Genomic DNA, 19,738 nt, shown 5'->3' with positions numbered 1-19,738 from the left:
CCCGGAACCATTCCACCCCCGCTGACGTGCAGGGATGTAAAGGGTGGGACGCAGGGTCGAGGGGGATGGAATGCCGAAGGACGCCGCCGTCGAGGAATTCGCGGGGCTCGTCCGCACGCTCAAGGCACGGGACGGGAGGAGTTACGAGGCGCTGGGCCGGCGCCTGAGCGTCAGCGCGTCCACACTCCACCGCTACTGCTCGGGCGCGACCGTCCCGGAGGAGTTCGCCGTGGTCGACCGCCTCGCCCTGCTGTGCGGGGCGGACGAGGAGGAGCGGCGGGCCCTGGAGGCGGCCTGGACCCGCGCGGACCGCACCCGCCGCCCTCCGGCGCCGCAGCCCGCCCACGCGCCCGAGCCCGCCCCGGTACGGAAGCCGGCACCCAAGCCCGGGCCGACACCGGAGCCCGAGCCCGGGCCGACCCCGGAGCCCGCGCCCGCGCCGGAGCCCGCGTCCGCCTCCGAGCCGGAACCCGTGCACGCGCGCGTGCCGGACCTCCCGGCCGAGCGGCGGAGGCGCCGGTGGGGCTGGGCGGTCGTGGTCGGCGTGGTGCCGGCGGTCGTGGCGATGGTGACGCTCGGAGCCGTACTCCTGCCCGGGAAGACCCGGGAGCCGGCCGCCGGACCGCCGCCGCCGCTGACGTGGACGGTCGCCTCGCACCTCTGGGAGAACGGGTGCGGGCACACCTACCTCGTGGAGCGGATGCCTCCTCCCCCGCCGCAGGCGGCCGACGCGCGGAGCTGGGCGGCGGCGCAGCGGGCCGTGGACGGCGGACGGACGCTGGTGCGCGTGTCGGTGCAGGGGAAGAGCGCGGCGGCGGTGGTGCTCCAGGCGCTGCACGTGCGGGTGGTGGAGCGGGGCGCGCCGCTGCCGTGGGCGGCGTACCGGACGGACGACGGGTGCGGCAGCGCGGTGACGCCGCGCCGTTTCGAGGTGGACCTGGACCGGCCGCGGCCGGTGGCGCGGGCACTGGACGGGTACGACGCCTCCGGGGAGGAGGGCCGCACGCTCCCGGCGGTCTCCTTCCCGTACGCGGTCAGCGCCGCCGAGCCGGAGGAGCTGCTGATCTCGGCGGGGGCGGCCGGGTGTGACTGCCGCTGGTACCTGGAGCTGGAGTGGAGCTCGGAGGGGCGCCGGGGCACGGTCCGGATCGGGGACGAGGACGGCGCGCCCTTCCGGACGAGCGGAGCCGAGGGGCGGCCGGTGTACGGGTACGACTCCGTCGGGCGGGCCTGGATCACACGTGAGGACTCTGGACAGGGCGGGTGACCGCTGGGTAACTTCGTTGACGACCGACTGAGCAAGCGCTTAGAAAACTGAGCCCGGACACCGGAGGAGTCGCACCGTGCGCCGTACCGTATTCAACGAGGACCACGAGGCGTTCCGGGAGACCATCCGGGCCTTCATCGAGGCCGAGGTCGTGCCGGTCTACGACGAGTGGTTCGCCGCCGGTCAGGCGCCCCGCGACTTCTACTACAAGCTCGGCGAGCTGGGCGTCTTCGGCATCAACGTGCCCGAGGAGTTCGGCGGCGCCGGCCTGGACACCCACAAGTTCGAGGCCGTCCTCTACGAGGAGACCGCCCGCGCGGGCGTGCAGTTCGGCGGCTCCGGCGTGCACGTCCTCCTGGCGCTCCCGTACATCAAGATGCTCGCCACCGACGAGCAGAAGAAGCGTTACCTCCCGAAGTTCGTCTCCGGCGAGGAGATGTGGGCCCTCGCGATGACCGAGCCGGGCACCGGCTCCGACGTCGCGGGCATGAAGACCACCGCCAAGCTCTCCGAGGACGGCACCCACTACGTCCTCAACGGCGCCAAGACCTTCATCACCGGCGGCGTCCACGCCGACCGCGTCATCGTCTGCGCCCGCACCTCCGCCCCCTCGGCCGAGGACCGCCGCTTCGGCATCTCCCTCTTCGCCGTGGACACCAAGTCCGAGGGCTACTCCATCGGCCGCAAGCTCGACAAGCTGGGCCTGCGCACCTCCGACACCGCCGAGCTGGCGTTCGTCGACGTCAAGGTGCCGGCCGAGGACCTGCTCGGCGAGGAGGGCAAGGGCTTCTCCTACCTCGGCCACAACCTGGCCTCCGAGCGCTGGGGCATCGCCTTCGGCGCCTACGCGCAGGCCAAGGCCGCCGTCCGCTTCGCCCAGCAGTACGTCACCGACCGCACGGTCTTCGGCAAGCCGGTCGCACACTTCCAGAACACCAAGTTCGAGCTGGCCGCCTGCCAGGCCGAGGTCGACGCCGCCGAGGCCGTCGCCGACCGTGCCCTGGAGGCCCTGGACGCGGGCGAGCTGACCCCGGCGGAGGCCGCCTCCGCCAAGCTCTTCTGCACCGAGGTCGCCCACCGCGTGATCGACCGCTGCCTCCAGCTCCACGGCGGCTACGGCTACATGAACGAGTACCCGATCGCCCGCCTGTACGCCGACAACCGCGTCAACCGCATCTACGGCGGCACCAGCGAGATCATGAAGTCGATCATCGCCAAGTCGATGGGTCTGTAAGTGCCCGACCCGCACACCGCACTCGATGACCTGCTCGCTCTGCTCGACCTGGAGCGGATCGAGCAGGACATCTTCCGGGGCGAGTCCCGCTCCGCCCTCGTCCCCCGCGTCTTCGGCGGCCAGGTGGCCGCCCAGGCGCTGGTGGCGGCGGGGCGGACCGTCCCCGGTGACCGGCTCGCCCACTCCCTGCACGCGTACTTCCTGCGCCCCGGGGACCCGGGCGCGCCGATCGTGTACACGGTCGACCGCATCCGCGACGGCCGGTCCTTCACCACCCGCCGGGTGGTCGCGGTCCAGCACGGCCAGCCGGTCTTCCACCTGTCGGCGTCCTTCCAGACGTACGAGGAGGGCCTGGAGCACCAGGCGGACATGCCGCCCGCCCCGGACCCGGAGTCGCTGCCGACGGCCGACGAGATGCTGCCCCGGCACCTCCCCCGGGAGGTCGCGGACCGGCTGATCGAGGCCCGCGCCGCCGTGGACCTGCGCTATGCCGACGTACCGCCGTGGGGCTCGGTCGGGCAGCCGCGCGAGCCGCGCTCGCAGGTCTGGTTCCGCACCAACGGCAAGCTGGCCGACGACCCCCTGCTGCACGTCGTCCTGGCCACGTACGTCTCCGACATGACGCTGCTCGACTCGGTCCTGCTCGCGCACGGCCGGGGCGGCTGGGCGCTCGGCGACGTCGTCGGTGCCTCCCTCGACCACGCGATGTGGTTCCACCGCCCCTTCCGGGCGGACGAATGGCTCCTCTACGACCAGGAGTCGCCCACCTCCTCCGGCGGGCGCGGCCTCGGCCAGGCCCGGATCTACACGCAGGACGGGCGCCTGGCGATCTCCGTCATCCAGGAGGGTGTCGTTCGCGTCCCGCGCTGACGAGCGGACATACCGTCCGATTCATGGCGGACAACGGGAAGCGCGGTGGGAACGGCGAGAACGGTGGGAACGGCGAGAACGGTGAGAGCACCTTCACCGTGATCGTGGCCGCGGCGGCGAACCTCGGGATCGCCGCCGCCAAGGCCGTGGCGGGCGTGATCTCCGGGTCGAGCGCGATGCTCTCCGAGGCGGCGCACTCGGTCGCCGACACGGTCACCGAGGTCATGCTGCTCACGGCGCTCAAGCGGAGCGAGAAGCCGGCCGACGAGGACCATCCCCTCGGGCACGGCGGCGAGCGCTATGTCTGGGCGATGCTCGCGGCCGTCGCCACCTTCGTCGGCGGAGCGGTCTTCTCCGTGTACGACGGCGTCCACACCCTCATCCACGGCGAGGAGCCGGGCGACCCCCTCGTCGCGTACCTCGTGCTCGGCGTCGCCGCCGTCCTGGAGGGCTTCTCGCTGCGGACCGCCGTCCGGCAGGTCAGGGCGGAGGCGGACCGGCTGGACGCGCCCTTCGCCCGCTATCTGCGCCTGACCCCCGACACGACGGTCAAGGCCGTCGTCATGGAGGACTCCGCCGCCCTCGCGGGCCTGATGCTGGCGGCCGGCGGCCTGCTCGGCGGCCAGCTCACCGGCTCCGGCGTCTGGGACGGCGTCGCCTCGCTCCTGATCGGCGCGCTGCTCGTGTACGTGGCCTGGGTGCTCGGCCGCTCCAACGCGCAACTCCTCATCGGCCGGCCACTCCCCCGCCCCCTGCGGGCCGCGGTCCGCGAGGAGCTGCTCGCGGTGGAGCAGGTGGTGGACGTCCTGGATCTCACGACCCTGATCCAGGGCCCGGACGAGGTCCTGGTGGCGGCGAAGGTCGACTTCCGGGACGTGGCGACGGCCGCGGAGATCGAACGCGCCTGCGAAGAGGCGGAGAACCGCCTCCGCACCCGCTTCCCCGCAGTCCGCCGCGTCTACCTGGACCCGACGCCGGGCCGCGGTTGACGGCGACGGGCGGGGCCCGGGGGCCGGAGCGGGGCTCAGTCCAGCAGGCCCGCCGTGTCCAGCAGGTACGCCGTCAGCGGCTCGTAGGAGCGCGGGTCCAGGACGTGGTCGTCGAGGGGGACGGTGACCTGCATGGTGCCCTCGGCCTCCGCGAGGAAGAGGGCCGGGTCGTTGCAGTCGGCGTAGCCGACGGAGTCGACGCCCCGCTGGGCCGCGCGGCCGGCCCAGCCGTGGTCGGCGACCACGAGGTCCGGGGCGGGCTCGCCGAGGGACTCCAGGGCGTCCAGGATCGCGTTCATCGGCTCCGGGGAGTGGGTGTGCCACAGGGTGGCGCCCCGCTCGAAGACGGCGACGTCGGCGAACTGCACCACGTATCCCTCGTCGGCCACCAGCCCGCCGGGGATGCGGACGATCTCGCAGCCGCGGGCCCGCAGCGCCGCCGCGACCCGGCTGTGGGCGTCGATCAGGGCGCCGGGGTGGCCGGTCGCGAAGAGCACTCGCTCCTTCCCGGCGGCGGCCTTGGCGAGGCGGGCGGCCATGCGGTCGAGGGCGGCGACGGTCAGCTCGGGGTCGATGGTGTCCTGCCCGGTGCGGTGCGCCGGGTCGTCGACGACTCCGCAGCGCTCGGCCATCACCGCGAGGACGTCCTGCTCGTCGCTCCAGCGGTCGCCGAACTCCAGGCCGAGCCAGTAGTGCCGGTCGCCGTTGGCGAGCTTCCGGTAGTGGCTGAGGTTGTTGTCGCGGGGCGTGGCGACGTCCCCGGCGATACGGGTCCGGACGAGGTGCTCGACGAGGGCGGCGCGGCTGAGTATCGGCATGCCCCCCATTCTGCCGGGCACCCGCCCCGCCCCGTACGCCGTTTCCCGCCGCCGGGGCGGGCCCCGGGCGGACCTCAGCCGGCCAGGGCTCCCAGGGCGCCGTGCGCCAGGTCGCGCAGGAGGGTCTCCATGGCCGGGCGGCCGAGGGGGGCGCCGAGGTGGGGAGTGGAGTTGAGGAGGCCGAAGACCGCGTGGACGGCGGCGCGGACCTGGGGTTCGCCCGCGTCGGGGTACAGCTCGCGCACGACGGCGACCCACAGCTCGACGTACTGGCGCTGGAGCTGCCGTACCCGCTTGCGGTCCTCGTCCTTGAGGCGGTCGAGCTCGCGGTCGTGGAGGGTGATGAGGGGCCGGTCGTCGAGGGCGAAGTCGATGTGCCCGTCGATGAGGGAGCCGAGCAGGGCGCGTGGGTCGCCGTCCGACTCGGCCACCCGCAGCCGGCCGCCGTCGAGGAGCCGCTCGCTGATGCCGACGAGCAGCTCGGCGAGCATCGCGTCCTTGCCGGGGAAGTGGCGGTAGAGGCCGGGGCCGCTGATGCCGACCGCGGCCCCTATCTCGTCCACGCCCACCCCGTGGAAGCCGCGCTCGGCGAACAGGCGGGCGGCCTCCTTGAGGATCTGCTCGCGTCGCGTCGGGGCGTCGACGCGGCCGGTCGTCGGGGTGGAAGTGGTGGTCATGGATTCGATTCTAGACAACCCGGTTAGCGGTCGTTAACCTGAGCGCCATACGACATGCGTTAACGCTCATTAACCGAGCAAGGGAGCTCGAGGGATGCAGCAGGCACCTGTGCTGACGAGCGCGGCGGATCCCGCGTCCGCGGCCTGGCAGGCCAACGAGGCGGCCCATCACGAGCTGGCCGCGACCCTGCGCGCCAAGCTCGCGGCGGCCGCGCTCGGCGGCGGCGAGAAGGCCCGCGCCCGGCACACCGCGCGCGGCAAGCTGCTGCCGCGCGACCGCGTGGACACGCTTCTCGACCCGGGCTCGCCGTTCCTGGAGCTGGCCCCGCTGGCCGCCCACGGGATGTACGGCGACCAGGCCCCGGCGGCCGGCGTGATCGCGGGCATCGGCCGGGTCGGCGGGCGCGAGTGCGTGATCGTCGCCAACGACGCGACGGTCAAGGGCGGCACGTACTACCCGATGACGGTCAAGAAGCACCTGCGCGCCCAGGAGGTGGCGCTGGAGAACCGTCTCCCCTGCCTCTACCTGGTCGACTCCGGCGGCGCCTTCCTGCCGATGCAGGACGAGGTCTTCCCCGACCGCGAGCACTTCGGCCGGATCTTCTACAACCAGGCCCGGATGTCCGGCGCCGGCATCCCGCAGATCGCGGCGGTCATGGGCTCCTGCACGGCCGGCGGCGCCTACGTCCCGGCGATGAGCGACGAGGCCGTGATCGTCCGCGGGCAGGGCACGATCTTCCTGGGCGGCCCGCCGCTGGTGAAGGCGGCCACCGGCGAGGTCGTGACGGCGGAGGAGCTCGGCGGCGGCGAGGTCCACTCCCGGATCTCCGGCGTCACCGACCACCTGGCGGAGGACGACGCCCACGCGCTGCGGATCGTGCGCAACATCGTCGCGACCCTGCCCGAGCGCGGCCCGCTGCCCTGGTCGGTGGAGCCGGTCGAGGAGCCGAAGGTCGACCCGTACGGGCTGTACGGCGCGGTGCCGGTGGACTCCCGCACCCCGTACGACGTGCGCGAGGTGATCGCCCGGGTGGTGGACGGCTCCCGCTTCCAGGAGTTCAAGGCCGAGTACGGGCAGACCCTGGTCACCGGCTTCGCCCGGATCCACGGGCACCCGGTCGGCATCGTCGCCAACAACGGCATCCTGTTCGCCGAGTCCGCCCAGAAGGGCGCGCACTTCATCGAGCTGTGCGACCAGCGCGGGATCCCGCTGGTCTTCCTGCAGAACATCACCGGCTTCATGGTCGGCAAGGCGTACGAGCACGGCGGCATCGCCAAGCACGGCGCCAAGATGGTGACGGCGGTGGCCACCACGCGCGTGCCGAAGCTGACGGTCGTCGTCGGCGGCTCCTTCGGCGCCGGCAACTACTCGATGTGCGGCCGGGCCTACTCCCCCCGCTTCCTGTGGATGTGGCCCAACGCCAAGATCTCGGTGATGGGCGGCGAGCAGGCCGCCTCCGTCCTCGCCACCGTCAAGCGCGACCAGCTCGGCGACGCGTGGAGCGCCGAGGAGGAAGAGGAGTTCAAGGCCCCGATCCGCGAGCAGTACGAGACGCAGGGCAGCGCCTACTACGCGACCGCCCGGCTGTGGGACGACGGGGTGATCGACCCGCTGGACACCCGGCAGGTCCTCGGTCTGGCCCTGACCGCCTGTGCCAACGCGCCCCTGGGTGACCCCCAGTTCGGCGTCTTCCGGATGTGAGGGATCCCCGAGCGATGCAGCCTCAGACGATGCAGCCTCAGACGCAGCACATGTTCGACACCGTCCTCGTGGCCAACCGGGGCGAGATCGCCGTCCGCGTCATCCGCACCCTGCGCGCGATGGGCGTGCGCTCGGTGGCCGTGTACAGCGACGCGGACGCCGACGCCCGGCACGTACGGGAGGCGGACACGGCGGTACGGATCGGGCCCGCCCCGGCCTCGGAGTCGTACCTCTCCGTGCCGGCCCTGCTCGACGCGGCCGCCCGCACCGGCGCGCAGGCCGTCCACCCCGGCTACGGCTTCCTCGCGGAGAACGCGGGCTTCGCCCGGGCCTGCGCGGAAGCGGGCCTCGTCTTCATCGGGCCGCCCGCCGAGGCGATCTCCCTGATGGGCGACAAGATCCGGGCGAAGGAGACCGTGAAGGCGGCCGGCGTGCCCGTCGTCCCCGGCGCCGCCGATCCCGAACTGGAGGCGGCCGCGCGCGAGCTGGGCGCCCCGGTGCTGCTGAAGCCCTCGGCGGGCGGCGGCGGCAAGGGCATGCGCCTGGTGCGGGACCTCGCAGTCCTGACGGACGAGATCGCGGCGGCCCGGCGCGAGGCCCGGTCCTCCTTCGGCGACGACACCCTGCTCGTGGAGCGGTGGATCGACCGCCCCCGGCACATCGAGATCCAGGTCCTCGCCGACGCGCACGGCAACGTGGTGCACCTCGGCGAGCGCGAGTGCTCGCTGCAGCGCCGCCACCAGAAGATCATCGAGGAGGCGCCGAGCGTCCTGCTCGACGAGAAGATCCGGGCCGCGATGGGCGCGGCGGCGGTGGAGGCGGCGCGCTCCTGCGGCTATGTGGGCGCGGGGACGGTGGAGTTCATCGTCCCGGGCGGCGACCCCTCCTCGTACTACTTCATGGAGATGAACACCCGGCTCCAGGTCGAGCACCCGGTCACCGAGCTGATCACCGGCCTGGACCTGGTGGAGTGGCAGGTGCGGGTCGCGGCCGGCGAGCCGCTGTCCTTCGGGCAGGACGACGTCCGGCTGGACGGCTGGGCGATCGAGGCCCGCATCTGCGCCGAGGACCCGGCGCGCGGCTTCCTGCCGTCCGGCGGCACGGTCCTCGCGCTGAGCGAGCCGAGCGGTGAGGGCGTACGGACCGACTCGGGCCTCGCGGAAGGCACGGAGGTCTCGTCCCTCTACGACCCGATGCTGTCGAAGGTCATCGTCCACGCGCCCGACCGCCCCACCGCCCTGCGCAAGCTGCGCGCGGCGCTCGGCGAGCTCGTCACACTCGGCGTGCCCACCAACGCGGGCTTCCTGCGCCGTCTCCTCGCCCACCCGGACGTGGTCTCCGGCGACCTGGACACGGGCCTGGTGGAGCGGGACGTGGAGAGCCTGGTCGCGTCCGGCGTCCCCCGGGAGGTGTACGCGGCGGCGGCGCTGGTACGTCATTTCCCGGCCGCCCCGGCCGGCACCGGCTCCTCGTGGCGCGACCCGTTCGACGCCCGCACGGGCTGGCGCCTCGGCGGCACCCCGGCCTGGACGGTGCTGCACTTCCGCGTCCCCGGCCACGAGCCGGTCGCGGTGCGGGCCCGGGGCGCGGCACGGAGCGCGGAGCTGCTGCTCGGCGAGGACACCGAGACCGTCTCCGCCGCCCTCGCCGGTGACGCCACCGGCTCCGCGCTGGTCGTGACCGTGGACGGTGTCACCCACCGCTTCACCGTCGCCGCCTCGCCGGAGGGGCTGTGGCTCGGCCGGGACGGCGACTCCTGGCACCTGCTCGACCACGACCCGGTCGCCGCCGCGCTGTCCGGCGCCCGGCACGGCGGGGCCGACACGCTCGCCGCGCCGATGCCCGGGACCGTCACGGTCGTGAAGGTCGCGGTCGGGGACGAGGTGGAGGCCGGGCAGAGCCTGCTCGTGGTGGAGGCGATGAAGATGGAGCACGTCATCTCCGCCCCGCACGCCGGCACCGTCACCGAGCTGGACGTCAGGCCCGGCACGACCGTCGCCATGGACCAGATCCTGGCCGTGGTGACGCCCCGCGACGAGGAGGACGCATGAGCACCGGTCTGCCGATGACCGTGGCTGACCCGGCGCTGCCCGCCCGGGTCCGGATCCACGAGGTCGGGGCCCGCGACGGGCTGCAGAACGAGAAGACCGCCGTCCCGACCGAGGTGAAGGCCGAGTTCGTCCGGCGGCTCGCCGCGGCGGGCCTGTCCACGATCGAGGCGACCAGCTTCGTCCACCCCACGTGGGTGCCGCAGTTGGCCGACGCCGAGGAGCTGTTCCCGCGGGTGCGGGACCTGCCCGTGCGGCTGCCCGTGCTCGTGCCGAACGAGCGGGGGCTCGACCGGGCCCTCGCCCTCGGCGCCCGCGAGGTCGCCGTCTTCGCCTCCGCCACCGAGTCCTTCGCGAAGGCCAACCTCAACCGGACCGTCGACGAGGCGCTCGCGATGTTCGCGCCGACCGTCACCCGGGCCATAGAGGCGGGGCTCAGGGTCCGCGGCTATCTGTCGATGTGCTTCGGCGACCCCTGGGAGGGCGCCGTCCCGATCGAGCAGGTCGTCCGCGTCACCAAGGCCCTCGCCGACATGGGCTGCGACGAGCTCAGCCTCGGCGACACCATCGGCGTCGCCACGCCCGGCCACGTCCAGGCGCTGCTCACGGCCCTGAACGAGGCCGGGGTGCCCACCTCCCGTATCGCCGTGCACTTCCACGACACCTACGGGCAGGCCCTCGCCAACACGCTCGCCGCGCTCCGGCACGGCGTGACCACGGTCGACGCGTCGGCCGGCGGCCTCGGCGGCTGCCCGTACGCGAAGTCCGCCACCGGCAACCTCGCCACCGAGGACCTCGTGTGGATGCTCGACGGCCTCGGCATCGAGACCGGGGTCGATCTGGCCAAGCTCACCGCCACGAGCGCGTGGATGGCCGAACACCTGGGCCGGCCGAGCCCGTCCCGCACCGTCCGCGCCCTCTCCCACAAGGAGTGACGAAACCCATGTCCCTCGACCACCGGCTCTCCGAAGAGCACGAGGAACTCCGCCGTACCGTCGAGGAGTTCGCGCACGACGTCGTGGCGCCGAAGATCGGCGACTATTACGAGCGGCACGAGTTCCCGTACGAGATCGTCGCCGAGATGGGCCGCATGGGCCTGTTCGGCCTGCCGTTCCCCGAGGAGTACGGCGGCATGGGCGGCGACTACCTGGCCCTCGGCATCGCCCTGGAGGAGCTGGCCCGGGTCGACTCCTCAGTGGCCATCACGCTGGAGGCGGGCGTCTCGCTGGGCGCGATGCCGGTCTACCGCTTCGGCACGGAGGAGCAGAAGCGCGCCTGGCTGCCGAAGCTGTGTTCCGGCGACATGCTGGGCGCGTTCGGGCTGACCGAGCCGGGCGCGGGCTCGGACGCGGGCGGCACCCGCACCACCGCAGTCCGGGACGGCGACCACTGGGTCATCAACGGCTCCAAGTGCTTCATCACCAACTCCGGTACGGACATCACCGGCCTGGTGACGGTCACGGCGGTCACCGGCCGCAAGCCGGACGGCAAGCCGCTGATCTCCTCGATCATCGTCCCCTCCGGCACGCCGGGCTTCACGGTCGCGGCCCCGTACTCGAAGGTGGGCTGGAACGCCTCGGACACGCGCGAGCTGTCCTTCGACGACGTACGGGTCCCGGTGGAGAACCTGCTCGGCGAGGAGGGCCGCGGCTACGCGCAGTTCCTGCGGATCCTCGACGAGGGCCGGGTGGCGATCGCGGCGCTGGCGACGGGCCTCGCGCAGGGCTGTGTGGACGAGTCGGTGAAGTACGCGAAGGAACGTCACGCCTTCGGCCGCCCGATCGGCGACAACCAGGCCATCCAGTTCAAGATCGCCGACATGGAGACCCGCGCCCACATGGCCCGCATCGGCTGGCGCGACGCGGCCTCCCGCCTAGTCCTCGGCGAGCCCTTCAAGAAGGAGGCGGCCATCGCGAAGCTGTACTCCTCGACGGTCGCCGTCGACAACGCCCGCGACGCCACCCAGATCCACGGCGGCTACGGCTTCATGAACGAGTACCCGGTCGCCCGCATGTGGCGCGACTCCAAGATCCTCGAGATCGGCGAGGGCACGAGCGAGGTCCAGCGGATGCTGATCGCACGGGAGCTGGGCCTGGGCGGCTGAGCCGGTCCCGTTGCCCCGCGTGCCCGTCGGCCCCCTGCTGGGGGGCGACGGGCACGCTGCTTTTCACGGCGTCGTGCCGGCGACGCGCCCTGGGGGGCCGGGCCTCTCAGTCGCGAACCCCCGCGACAAAGGCGCCCCACGCCCTGGGCGTGAATATCAGGACCGCACCGTCCGGCGTCTTGCTGTCGCGTACGGGGACGGTGCCGCCGCTGAGACCGTCGGCGACTTCAAGGCACTCGTTGTTGCCGCCGCTGTACGTGCTCTTGCGCCAGCGGGCACCCGTGAGATCGGGCAGGGGGCGGCTTGGGGTTGTCATCGTCCGTGCTCCTTGGCGACCTTGCGAATCCGGGCGATCGACTCCACCGGCGACAGCGCGGCCGTCCGGGCGTCATCGAACAACGCACGGTAGCGCGAGACATCCGACTCCTGCTCAAGCCAGATAGACCCCGTCGGGTTGTCGGCCAACACAACGTCCAGTGCCGATCCTTCGGAGAAGCCGAGTATGAGGTACGGGCCGAACATACTCGCGTGCGCACCGCGCTGGAACGGCAGGATCTGGATCTCGACGTTGGGCAAATCTGCAGCCCGCACCAGATGATCGAGCTGCGCACGCATGACGTCCCGCCCGCCCACCTCCTGCCAGAGCACCCCTTCCGCGACGACCGCCCACAGGCGTAGCGGATCGCTCGCGGTGAGCCGTTCCTGTCGCGCCAGCCTGACTTCGACGAACCGCTCGATCTCGTCCGGGGTCTGCCACGCCTTGGACGCCACCGTCACCGCCCGTACGTAGTCGGCGGTCTGCAAGAGCCCGGGGACGAGCTGACCCTGGAACGTGCGGATGCTCGAAGCGGTCGCCTCAAGGGCGATGTAGTCGCGGTAGGTATCCGCGAGCACGGGCCCGTACTGGTTCCACCAGCCGGCGCGGCGCCTCCGGTTCGCTGTGCGGGCGAGCGCCGTGAGGCGCTGGGCCGTCTCGCCGTCGGGATCAACACCGTACGCGCTGAGCAAGGCGAGAAGGTCGGGCGTCCGTACCGGCACACGGCCGTTCTCGATACGGCTGATCTTCCCTTTCGTACAGTCGAGTCGAGCCGCCGCGTCGGCTGTCGTCATCGAGGCGGCCTCGCGGAACTTCCGCAGCTCGTCGCCGAGCTGGCGGCCGAGCACGGTGGACGGCTTCTCGGGTGTTCGACGCCCCTGCATCACAACCTCCGTTTATCAGACGCCAGTTCGCCCGTCACCCCTCCTGGGCAACAGAACTGTCGGGCAACGTTGCCCAATCTCTTCGTTGCGTGCATCCTACTGAGCGTAGGCGACACCGAACGAAGCGTGATCTCGGTGGTCCGCCACGTGCAACGGCGCGCCCTCACCGCTTTCACCAGCGCGCCGCACCTGTGAAAAGGAGACCCCCGCAACCGACTTGGGACCGGTCCGGGGGCATGGCCAACGCTTCAGAGGAGCGTCAACATGCGTCACCCTATCGCCCGCCTCGTCGGGCTGCTGTTGCGGCTGTTACTGCCGCCGACCGGCCGCCGACGCCGGTGTGCCGACTCCGCTCGCGCCGTGACGGCGGCGGCACCTCCACCTCGTGGCGTGCCCGCCCTCCGGGGCGAGGACTGCCGGCTCGTACGCCCCTATCTCGTTGCCCACGAGGAAAGAGAGCGAGCCCGCTTGCAACGGCAGAGGCGGCGGGCGCTGTGGCTGGCCGTTCATGGCGTGGACGTGGGGCCGCGCCTGATCCACGGTGTGGAGGTGGCGGCCTGATGGAACGGACCTCCACCACCCCGCACGAACGCGAACCGATCATCATGCGGTGGCCCCAGGGCCCGAAGAGCGTCCCGCTGGCCCGGCGCGCGCTGCGCAAGGCGCTGGCCGACTGGGAGCTGCGGGACCTCGAGGATGCGGCGGCGCTCGTACTCTCCGAGCTGCTGACCAACGCGGTCCGGCACGGACGCGTGCCGGGACGGGAGATCGAGACGCGCTTCGTCTCGAACCTCGTCGGACTCCGCATCGAGGTCCACGACGCGTCCGAGCATCGGCCACTGATGGCCCTGCCCGCGGCTGACGCCGGAGGCGGCTGGGGACTTCCGCTCGTGGACACGCTCTCGGAGAAGTGGGGCGTCTCCGACCGAGAGGGTTCGGGCAAGCTCGTCTGGGCCGAGCTGACGCCTCAATCGCAGCACCCCGGCACGTACGAGGATCACTCCTGACCCCACCGAACGGCCCTGGCCATCCGCCTGGATTCCTACCGGCGGACGGCCAGGGCCCTTTCCCGCTCTACGCCCCGTAGATCGAGGGCTGGGGCGCCACCATGTCCGGTGTGGTGCCTTCGACGGTCAGGTTGCCGGTCCACAGTTCGTACCGGTTGCAGTAGGAGTGACCGAAGCCGATGCGCCGGCCTCCGGGTTGCAGCTTCCAGTCCACCCGGTCCCACCGGGCGAGGAGATCGCCGCAGACGAAGGCCCGGTGGGCCTGGAGCATGATCCACCGCCCTTTCTCCGTCTCGGTGGCCGTCTCCTTGTTCATGTCGGCCGCCCACTGCCACAGCCTCGACCAGTCGACACCCGGAGTCAGTGGCTCGACGACCCCCACCTCACCCAGCCTCCGCCCGTCGAGGTGATGGGTCGCGTAGCCGAAGACGGCCCCGAACAGACGGAAGACGCAAGCCCGGCTGCGGCCTTCCACGCCGGCGCTGTCGTGCATATCGTCGACTCCGTTCAGCAGCACGGCCCGGACGTCTTCTCCACGTCCGGGCCGCGCGTCGTCCGATGAGGGGGTCAGATCAGCAACACGGGCCGTCGGAACAGCACGCCGGCTCGTTGCACTCCGCGGCAAACCCCCACAGCGACCGGTCCACCTCGAACCCGGCGTCGCGGATCAGGTCCATGACGTCGAGCATGAGCCCGGTGGTACGCGTCTTGGAGTTCGGCGCGTGGTGCAGGAAACGGCCGAAGTGCTCGTCGCACCACTCGGCGTACTCCTGGCTGTGGAGCATGAACGTGTGCCAGGCCGGATCCACGTCCCTGCTGGGCGCCATCACGTCGCCCTTCCCGGTCGTCCCCATGGTCCAGAGGAACGCCAGCCCTTCGTTCATGACCCGACCTGCCATCGCCGGGTCGAGCTCGTACTCCTCGGCACAGAACGCCGTCAGCCTGTCGAACAGTTCAGGGGACACGAGGTCCCTGCCGCGCCGGAGCGCGACGGGCCTTTCGGGTGCGACCGTCACGAGGAAGTCCTTTCGTCCGTGGGAATGACCGGCACCTGCTGAGGGCACCGGTTCGCGTGCCAATAGGCGGGGACCAGACTCATGGCGTCCTCCTGACGCCGATATCCGCGCCGGACAGGATCAGCCGGCTCGAAGACCTGCCGACAGGCAGGACAGATATGTCCCGCGGGCGCGTACGTGCCGTATTCGTCGATGATCGGGCTCGCCGCGATTGCCATGGTGCCCACCTCTCTGTTGCCTCCGTTGAGAGCGTGGCCTTGGCGCCGGCTGTGATCTAGGGGCTTTCCTGTTGCCGCAAGAGTTCGTCGCGGACATGCTCGACCAGGGCGCGCATAGGGTCGCCGTAGAGCGCTACGTCGGAGAAGCGGTCGAAGGTATCGGCATAGAGCTGCACGTCCTTCGGGTCGGTCGTGGTGATCTCCGAGTGGAATGTCTCCACGATGACGAGTCGGTCGTCGTGGAGGCTGAAGCAGGTCATGGGAAAGTCCGGCATGCGTGGGCCGACCGGCACGACCCCCAGGGAAACGTGCGGAAGTCTGGACACCGACACAAGCCGGTCCAGTTGTAGCGCCATGACGGTCGGCTCGCTGACCAGCCACCGCAGGACGTGTTCACAGATCAGGAACCGGAAGGACCGGCCGGCGTCGTACAGGACGGCTTGTCGCTCGACGCGAGCAGCCACCGTGCGAGCCTTTGTCTCCTCTGGAAGCGCCGGGGGAAGGCCGAACACGGCCGTCATGTACTCCGGCGTCTGGAGCAGGCCCGGGATGAGCTGTCCCTGAAAGAGTCTGAGCACGCGGGTACTGGCCTCGATGGCCTTGATGGTGTTCTGGTGCTTCCACGGGCCCATGCGGCGCAGAAGGCGCCAGGCTGTCGCTTCCGTGGCCTCCGCGCGCGCCGTCGCTATGAATTCGTCTTTCGCCTCCTCGGACACGCCGAGGGCGGTGAGGATCAGGTCGACGTCCTGGACGGAGGGGCGAACCTTCTCGTTCTCGATCTTCGACAGCTTGCCCGCAGACATGGAAGCCTTGCGAGCCACGGTGACGCCGGTCAGTCCCGACACTTCCCGCAACGCCCGCAGGGCTTTTCCAAGAGACCGCGTGCTCAGTGGTGCCGCTCCCAGTAGGTCGCAAAGGGCACAGCGGCAGACAGAGCTCTGTCTCGGTATGCGTGGTATTCGGCCAGCCGGTCGGTGGCCAACAATTCGCCGCCGACGAACGCACCCTCTTCGGTGTAGTGCATCCGATACACGTGCCGATCGTCGAACAACCAGAAGTCGTGATCCGGCAGACCTTCTACGGTCTGCTCGGCGCGATCGATGATGCCGATGGTCTCACCCGCCCTGATGTTGCCCGGATACGCCGCGAGCTCGTAGCGCAGGTAGTCGGAGAGCGGCGATGTCAGGACGTGGACACGGGACACCTGCTTGCCCTTGTCCGTCATGGAGCGCACCCAGGGATTGTCGTGCCACTCGGGGCCCATGTCCTCTCCCGCGAAGAAGCGGGCCATCTCCTCCCGCTCCTCTTCCACGTCGTACGCGGCCAGGGTTTCCAGGCGGAAAGCGGTCCGCTCGAAGGTGTCGAAGAGCCGGCCGAAGTCCTCGCCGGTCACAAGGTCAGGAGCGGCCACGGAAGTACTCCTCGAGCATGGCAGCGGGGACGCGGACGGCCGTCTCACCGGCGGGCAGGTCGAGCTGAGCCAGCTCGGCGGGATCGCTGATCACGTAACCCTGGACGATGTAGTCGCCCGTGGCCGTCCTGGTCCACAGGGTCGGGCAGGTGCCGTTCTTGCACTCCGTGTCACCGGTCAGCTTACGCAGCGGTTCAGCGGTCATGGCTTCCCCTCATGTCGTCACAAGTGCCCTGCTCGATGCTTCCGCCCTCCAGCGATCAAGGTCAAGGCAGACGGCTTTCCAGGACAGGAAAGAGACCGACGCGAGTGTCTTGGACGGCCGATGAGGGCGACGTGGTCACGGGCGGTGCGCCTTCAGGAAGGCCGGTACTCCGCGTGCGGTGTGGCGCGGCCCCAGACGGCCTCGAAGGCGCTGACGCACAACTTGAGGACAGTGGGGTCCTCGGTCAACTCACACCAGTCTCCGGGGGCGGTCTCGCCGTTTCCGTCGAAATGGAGAACCAACACGGTCTTGTTGTCGAAGACCCAGAAGTCGTTTCCGGGGAAGGCGATGTCCGTGGCCTTGCGGCGCGGCAGCCAGCGGATCTCCTCACCGGCCGTCACGTTGGCGTCGGAAACGTGGTGCTCGAACCGGATGTAGTCGGACTCCGGTACGGAGAACACGCGGGCCCGGCGGATCTTCACCCCACGGTCGGTGGCCTGACGCACCCAGCGCAGCCAGTGACGAATCTCGGGGTCGTTGTCCTCGGGCAGGTCCCGCAGCCCCTGTTTCCACGCGATGAAACTGGGGTCGGATTCCATGTACCCGTCGCGCATCTCCAGATGGATGGCGCTGTGCCGGGTCGAAGCGAGCAGTTCCTCAAACGACGGGACCGCCGTCACCGTTCACCTCCAGGAAGAATCGGACCATACGTCGCGGCAGCTCGATGACGTCCTCGTGGCTGGGGATGTCCATCTGATCCCGACGCTCGCAATCCGTCACCTTGAACCCCTGCACCAGGTACGTATCCCGCTCGTCGTCCAAGTAGATGGTGGGTGAGCCACCGTCCTTGCTCTCGGGGTCCTTGCCGAGCTTGTACAGAGCCATGGCGTACTCCTCACTCGTCGCTGACGATCTCCTCGAGAGCTTGCACGGGCGGACACGTTGAGCGCATCAAACTTGCACGGTCTTGCATAGCAGACGACACCCTTGGCCAAATGTCGTGCGGCCGTCGGTGGCCGAAGGCCGCAGCTCGGGCCCGCCGCGCACCCCTTCCGTGCGCGGCGGGCGCCGTCGCGGTCACAGCCAGCCGCGTTGGGCCGCCTTCAGGCCCGCTTCGAAGCGGCTGGTGGCGTTGAGGCGTTCCATCAGGGCGGCCATCTGGCGGCGGACGGTGCGGACGGAGATGCCCAGGCGTTTGCCGGCGCCCTCGTCCGTGAGGCCGGATGCCAGGAGGCGCAGGAGTTCGCGGTCGCCGGCCGTGATGCCGTCGTCGGGGCGCTGCCGGTGGTCGGCGCCGAGGGGGACGGCCGTCTCCCAGGTCTGCTCGAAGAGGGAGACGAGCGAGGCGACGATCCCGGAGGAGGAGGTGCACAGGGCGCCGAGGCGGGAGTTCTCCGGGTCGATGGGGACGAGGGCGACCCGCCGGTCGAAGATCAGCATGCGGGGCGGCAGCACCGGGCTCGTCCGCACCAGGCCGCCGCGCTCGGTCGTCCACTGGGCGTAGGCCAGGGTCGGCCCGTCGTTGCGGGCGCTGTCCTGGTAGACCGCCCTGAGGTGGACCCCGCGGGCCATGGCCTCCTCGTCGAGCGGGCGCGAGGCGTCCAGGCTGCGCTGCGACTGCGCCCCGCCCGGGATGATCGACAGGCACTCCTGGGCGAGGCCGCGGGTCAGGATCTCCAGCCGGTCCTGGATGGCGTCGAGGCCGACCAGCCGCTCCGCCTCCTCGGTCTCCGTGTTCGGCCGCAGGTGCGCGTATTCGGCCACCGCGCGGGCCACCGCCGCCTTGCTGCGGGCCAGTTGCTCCTGGCGGCGGGCGAGCTCCGCCTCCTGCCGCCGGATCATGGTGTCGAGGCCGACGTCCGGGGAGACCGCCCGCAGGCCGCCCGCGGAGTCCCGCGACGGCGTCAGAAGGTCCAGGTCGACGAGCCGGTCGAGGGCGTCCCGCACCCGGGACTCGGTCATTCCGAGCCGGGCCGCCAGGTCCTCGACCCCGCCGGCCGGCACGGACAGCATCGCCCGGTAGACGGACTCCTCTTCGACGTCGAGCCCCAGTACTTCCAGCACTTCAACCCCCCCATGGGTTGTTTCCAGCCTGATTGCGCAGGAGATATCTGATCTTGAAGGGCGCCCGGACGCAAGAGCGATCCGTCCTCAAGCTGCCAGGCAGCTTCGGGCCACCCGGAAGTCCTTCCGGGGGTGCTGACCAGGGCGGCAAGGTAGTGGTCACGAGGACGGCGGCGGGAGAAAAGCCCCCGACGCCCCACCGATCACCCACCGCTTGGAAGGAACCGTCATGTCGCGCATCTCCCGCCTCATCGCCGCCACCGGACTCGCCGTTCTGGTCTCCGTGGGCGCCGCCGCCACCGCCCACGCGGCCGGCACCGCGGGCACCGGCCCCGAGGTGATCGGCTGGGACTCGGTCCAGGCCGCGTCCCCGTACGGCGGCGAGGTCATCGGCTGGGACTCCGTCCAGACCGGCGACGACGTCATCGGCTGGGACTGACCGCGATGCGCGTGGTTCTGGCCTCGCTGACAAGGGCGTCCGGGAGTCCCCACCGTGCCGAGACCCTCGCCGTCGTCACCGATCTCCTCTGGGCGCACGCGCTGCCCGAGGACGGCCTGGAGCACGTGAAGCCACGCTCGACCGACTGCGGTATCGACCTCTATCTCTTCGTCCGCGCCGACGGTGACGATCCGGCCGTCGCGCAGATGCGCCCGCTCCTCGACCGCGCCCGGCGCTCGATCGCCGCACAGGGATACCTGGTCCCCGCCCCCTGACCGGCGTACGGATCGCACGGAGTCCACGGACGTACGGAGCCCACTGACGTACGGAGCGCACTGAGCGTCCGGAGTGCACTGAGCGTCCGGAGCGCTTACGGAGCCCTGCGGAGCCGCAGGGAGCACTCGGCCCCCGGCCCGCCCCGTCTTCGCATTCCGTCTCCACTTCTCCCGCGGTCTCCACTTCTCCCACC

General features: G+C 71.1%; 23 protein-coding genes. 11 read left to right on the top strand and 12 right to left on the bottom strand.

Annotated features, from left to right (window positions below; translation table 11 throughout):
• The first annotated feature begins 70 nt into the window (after window positions 1-70).
• The 4 genes from ABZ135_RS08045 to ABZ135_RS08030 all read left to right on the top strand — a co-directional run bounded on the left by ABZ135_RS08045 (window position 71) and on the right by ABZ135_RS08030 (window position 4,360).
• Entirely contained in the window at window positions 71-1,267 is a 1,197-nt protein-coding gene (locus ABZ135_RS08045; protein ID WP_356692971.1) for a helix-turn-helix transcriptional regulator, read from the top strand.
• Window positions 1,268-1,343: 76 nt separating this feature from the next.
• Complete coding sequence (locus tag ABZ135_RS08040; protein WP_356692969.1) at window positions 1,344-2,501, top strand: acyl-CoA dehydrogenase family protein; 1,158 nt, start codon at window positions 1,344-1,346, stop codon at window positions 2,499-2,501.
• On the top strand, window positions 2,502-3,371 hold the full coding sequence (locus ABZ135_RS08035; protein ID WP_356692967.1) for an acyl-CoA thioesterase II: 870 nt from the start codon (window positions 2,502-2,504) through the stop codon (window positions 3,369-3,371).
• A gap of 23 nt (window positions 3,372-3,394) precedes the next feature.
• A complete protein-coding gene (locus ABZ135_RS08030; protein ID WP_356692965.1) occupies window positions 3,395-4,360 on the top strand; it encodes a cation diffusion facilitator family transporter in 966 nt (321 codons plus the stop codon).
• Between the two features lie 35 nt (window positions 4,361-4,395).
• Here the strand turns inward: ABZ135_RS08030 and ABZ135_RS08025 are convergent, their stop codons facing one another.
• Both ABZ135_RS08025 and ABZ135_RS08020 read right to left on the bottom strand, forming a co-directional pair.
• Window positions 4,396-5,178 carry a phosphatase gene (locus ABZ135_RS08025; protein WP_356692963.1) on the bottom strand — a complete coding sequence of 261 codons (783 nt, stop codon included), beginning with the start codon at window positions 5,176-5,178 and terminating at the stop codon, window positions 4,396-4,398.
• A 74-nt stretch (window positions 5,179-5,252) separates the two neighbouring features.
• Window positions 5,253-5,855, bottom strand: coding sequence for a TetR/AcrR family transcriptional regulator (locus ABZ135_RS08020; RefSeq protein ID WP_356692961.1), 603 nt, complete (start codon window positions 5,853-5,855; stop codon window positions 5,253-5,255).
• A gap of 94 nt (window positions 5,856-5,949) precedes the next feature.
• On the opposite strand from ABZ135_RS08020, the gene ABZ135_RS08015 reads away from it, so the two are divergent.
• From ABZ135_RS08015 to ABZ135_RS08000, 4 genes are read left to right on the top strand one after another with little or no spacing between them, the layout of a single operon-like run.
• Entirely contained in the window at window positions 5,950-7,557 is a 1,608-nt protein-coding gene (locus ABZ135_RS08015; protein WP_356692960.1) for a carboxyl transferase domain-containing protein, read from the top strand.
• A 50-nt stretch (window positions 7,558-7,607) separates the two neighbouring features.
• Window positions 7,608-9,608, top strand: a complete 2,001-nt coding sequence (locus ABZ135_RS08010; RefSeq protein WP_356693097.1) for a biotin carboxylase N-terminal domain-containing protein — start codon at window positions 7,608-7,610, stop codon at window positions 9,606-9,608.
• On the top strand, window positions 9,605-10,540 hold the full coding sequence (locus ABZ135_RS08005; RefSeq protein ID WP_356692958.1) for a hydroxymethylglutaryl-CoA lyase: 936 nt from the start codon (window positions 9,605-9,607) through the stop codon (window positions 10,538-10,540). Before ABZ135_RS08010 ends, ABZ135_RS08005 begins: the two co-directional genes overlap by 4 nt.
• 8 nt (window positions 10,541-10,548) lie before the next feature.
• Window positions 10,549-11,709 carry an acyl-CoA dehydrogenase family protein gene (locus ABZ135_RS08000; RefSeq protein WP_356692956.1) on the top strand — a complete coding sequence of 387 codons (1,161 nt, stop codon included), beginning with the start codon at window positions 10,549-10,551 and terminating at the stop codon, window positions 11,707-11,709.
• Between the two features lie 106 nt (window positions 11,710-11,815).
• Here the strand turns inward: ABZ135_RS08000 and ABZ135_RS07995 are convergent, their stop codons facing one another.
• Window positions 11,816-12,025, bottom strand: coding sequence for a DUF397 domain-containing protein (locus tag ABZ135_RS07995; RefSeq protein WP_356692954.1), 210 nt, complete (start codon window positions 12,023-12,025; stop codon window positions 11,816-11,818).
• Complete coding sequence (locus ABZ135_RS07990) at window positions 12,022-12,909, bottom strand: helix-turn-helix transcriptional regulator (RefSeq protein WP_356692952.1); 888 nt, start codon at window positions 12,907-12,909, stop codon at window positions 12,022-12,024. Before ABZ135_RS07990 ends, ABZ135_RS07995 begins: the two co-directional genes overlap by 4 nt.
• Before the next feature lie 560 nt (window positions 12,910-13,469).
• Here ABZ135_RS07990 and ABZ135_RS07985 point away from each other — a divergent pair.
• On the top strand, window positions 13,470-13,916 hold the full coding sequence (locus ABZ135_RS07985) for an ATP-binding protein (protein ID WP_356692950.1): 447 nt from the start codon (window positions 13,470-13,472) through the stop codon (window positions 13,914-13,916).
• Window positions 13,917-13,983: 67 nt separating this feature from the next.
• Here the strand turns inward: ABZ135_RS07985 and ABZ135_RS07980 are convergent, their stop codons facing one another.
• The 8 genes from ABZ135_RS07980 to ABZ135_RS07945 all read right to left on the bottom strand — a co-directional run bounded on the left by ABZ135_RS07980 (window position 13,984) and on the right by ABZ135_RS07945 (window position 18,830).
• On the bottom strand, window positions 13,984-14,409 hold the full coding sequence (locus ABZ135_RS07980; RefSeq protein ID WP_356692948.1) for a hypothetical protein: 426 nt from the start codon (window positions 14,407-14,409) through the stop codon (window positions 13,984-13,986).
• A gap of 79 nt (window positions 14,410-14,488) precedes the next feature.
• Entirely contained in the window at window positions 14,489-14,932 is a 444-nt protein-coding gene (locus ABZ135_RS07975) for a hypothetical protein (protein ID WP_356692946.1), read from the bottom strand.
• A 274-nt stretch (window positions 14,933-15,206) separates the two neighbouring features.
• Window positions 15,207-16,013, bottom strand: a complete 807-nt coding sequence (locus tag ABZ135_RS07970; protein WP_356693095.1) for a helix-turn-helix transcriptional regulator — start codon at window positions 16,011-16,013, stop codon at window positions 15,207-15,209.
• Between the two features lie 23 nt (window positions 16,014-16,036).
• On the bottom strand, window positions 16,037-16,561 hold the full coding sequence (locus ABZ135_RS07965; protein ID WP_356692944.1) for a DUF6879 family protein: 525 nt from the start codon (window positions 16,559-16,561) through the stop codon (window positions 16,037-16,039).
• Window positions 16,548-16,766: a hypothetical protein gene (locus tag ABZ135_RS07960; RefSeq protein WP_356692942.1), complete on the bottom strand. Its 219-nt coding sequence runs from the start codon at window positions 16,764-16,766 to the stop codon at window positions 16,548-16,550. The genes ABZ135_RS07965 and ABZ135_RS07960 overlap by 14 nt, the downstream gene beginning before the upstream one ends.
• A 152-nt stretch (window positions 16,767-16,918) precedes the next feature.
• Window positions 16,919-17,446, bottom strand: a complete 528-nt coding sequence (locus ABZ135_RS07955) for a DUF6879 family protein (protein WP_356692940.1) — start codon at window positions 17,444-17,446, stop codon at window positions 16,919-16,921.
• Window positions 17,424-17,651, bottom strand: a complete 228-nt coding sequence (locus ABZ135_RS07950; protein ID WP_356692938.1) for a hypothetical protein — start codon at window positions 17,649-17,651, stop codon at window positions 17,424-17,426. Before ABZ135_RS07950 ends, ABZ135_RS07955 begins: the two co-directional genes overlap by 23 nt.
• 192 nt (window positions 17,652-17,843) lie before the next feature.
• The gene (locus tag ABZ135_RS07945; protein WP_356692936.1) at window positions 17,844-18,830 is read right to left on the bottom strand and encodes a helix-turn-helix transcriptional regulator; all 987 of its coding nucleotides are present in this window, start codon (window positions 18,828-18,830) and stop codon (window positions 17,844-17,846) included.
• Window positions 18,831-19,059: 229 nt separating this feature from the next.
• On the opposite strand from ABZ135_RS07945, the gene ABZ135_RS07940 reads away from it, so the two are divergent.
• Together ABZ135_RS07940 and ABZ135_RS07935 are read left to right on the top strand one after the other, a co-directional pair.
• Window positions 19,060-19,269 (top strand): hypothetical protein, encoded by a 210-nt coding sequence (locus tag ABZ135_RS07940; RefSeq protein ID WP_356692934.1) that lies wholly within the window; start codon window positions 19,060-19,062, stop codon window positions 19,267-19,269.
• A 5-nt stretch (window positions 19,270-19,274) separates the two neighbouring features.
• Window positions 19,275-19,544, top strand: coding sequence for a hypothetical protein (locus tag ABZ135_RS07935; RefSeq protein ID WP_356692932.1), 270 nt, complete (start codon window positions 19,275-19,277; stop codon window positions 19,542-19,544).
• Window positions 19,545-19,738 lie beyond the last annotated feature (194 nt).

Source organism: Streptomyces sp. NPDC006339, from assembly GCF_040612775.1.
In the GTDB taxonomy this organism is placed as follows: domain Bacteria; phylum Actinomycetota; class Actinomycetes; order Streptomycetales; family Streptomycetaceae; genus Streptomyces.
This window is presented reverse-complemented; position numbering and strand designations above follow the sequence as displayed.